This window comes from Streptomyces sp. NPDC028289 (assembly GCF_055565975.1).
Genome location: NZ_JBVHTI010000034.1, coordinates 1 through 1,738 on the forward strand (window position 1 = coordinate 1; position 1,738 = coordinate 1,738).

Here is a 1,738-nt window from a genome sequence, read left to right on the forward strand (position 1 = left end):
AGGGTGAGCGTGAGTTGTTGCTCGGGTGGGGTGGGCCTGGGGGGTCGGTCGGGGAGGTGTCGCGGTGTGTGCAGGAGGTGTTCGAGGAGCGGGTTGCGGTGGCGCCCGATGCGGTTGCGGTGGTCGCGGACGGTGAGGAGTTGTCGTATGCGGAGGTGAACCGGAGGGCGAACCGGCTGGCGCATCATCTGCGGTCGCTGGGTGTGGGTGCGGAGTCTTTGGTGGGGCTGTGTCTGGAGCGTGGGGTGGAGTTGGTTCCGGCCCTGCTGGGTGTTCTGAAGTCGGGTGCTGCTTATGTGCCGTTGGATCCGGCGCATCCGGCGGAGCGGCTCGGCTACGTACTCGCGGATGCCGGTGTGGAGGTGGTGGTGACCACCTCGGCCCTCGAGGGGTTGTTGGGGGAGGGTGGTTTCTCGGGTGCGGTGGTGGCGCTGGACCGGCACAACGCGGTGCTGGCGGGTTGCCCGGAGTCCGATCCGGAGGTGGTGTCGGGGCCGGACAACGCCGTCTATGTCATCTACACGTCGGGTTCGACGGGGCGTCCCAAGGGTGTGACCCTCACGCACGCCAATGTCGTCCGGCTGCTGCGTACCGCTCAGGAGCATTACTCGTTCGATGCGTCCGATGTGTGGAGTCTGTTCCACTCGTTCGCTTTCGACGTGTCGGTGTTCGAGATGTGGGGTGCGTTGCTGCATGGCGGCACCCTGGTTGTTGTCCCGCGGGATGTGGCCCGTTCTCCGGAGGATTTCCTGGATCTTCTGGTCGAGCGGCGGGTGACGGTGCTGAGTCAGACGCCGTCGGCGTTCCGTGCGTTGGTGGCTGCGGCGGGTGAGGGTGATCCGCGTGTCGATCGGCTGGCTCTGCGGCATGTGATTTTCGCGGGGGAGCGGCTGGAGTTTCGTGAACTGAAGCCGTGGACGGACCGGCTGGGTCTGGACGGCCCGGTTCTGGTGAACATGTACGGCATTACCGAGACGACCGTGCACACCACGTTCTACCGGGTCACGGAGGAGGATGTGCGGGCGGCGTCCGGCAACCCGGTGGGTGCGCCCTTGAGTGACTTGTCGGTGCATCTGCTGGACGGCAGGGGTGAGTTGGTGCCGGTGGGGGTGCCCGGTGAGATCCATGTCGGTGGTCCTGGCGTGGCGCGTGGCTATCTCGGGCGTCCGGGTCTGACCGCGGAGCGGTTCGTCCCGGATCCGTTCGGGCCGGCGGGTTCGCGTCTGTACCGCAGTGGTGATCTGGCCAGGCGCCGGCCGGACGGTGGTCTGGACTACGTGGGCCGTATCGACCATCAGGTCAAGATCCGTGGCTATCGTGTGGAGCTGGGGGAGATCGAGGCCGCGCTGAGCGCGCACCCGCACATCCGTGAGGCTGTCGTCGTCGTACGCGAGGACACTCCCGGGGACCGGCGTCTGGCGGCCTATCTCGTTGCCGCGCGCGGCGCGACGGTTCCCGAAACGCGGGAGCTGCGTGAGCTGCTGGCCCGTGATCTGCCCGACTACATGGTCCCCGCGGCGTTCGTGGCCCTGGACGCCCTGCCGCTGACCGCCAACGGCAAACTCGACCAGCGCGCCCTGCCCGCCCCCGGCACCGACGCCTTCCTCCAGAGCGCCTACGTCGCTCCGCGCACACCCACCGAGGAGCGGGTCGCCGCGGTATGGGCCGGCGCCCTGGAGGTCGACCGGGTCGGAGTGCACGACAGCTTCTTCGACCTCGGCGGCGACTCCATCCGCGC

At 68.1% G+C, this 1,738-nt stretch carries 1 protein-coding gene; it reads left to right on the forward strand.

Annotation, left to right across the window (positions count from 1 at the left end):
• Positions 1–68: 68 nt before the first annotated feature.
• Positions 69–1,738 (forward strand): amino acid adenylation domain-containing protein (locus ACZ4UV_RS52055; protein ID WP_467850269.1); only part of this gene is annotated, 1,670 nt, incomplete at its 3' end.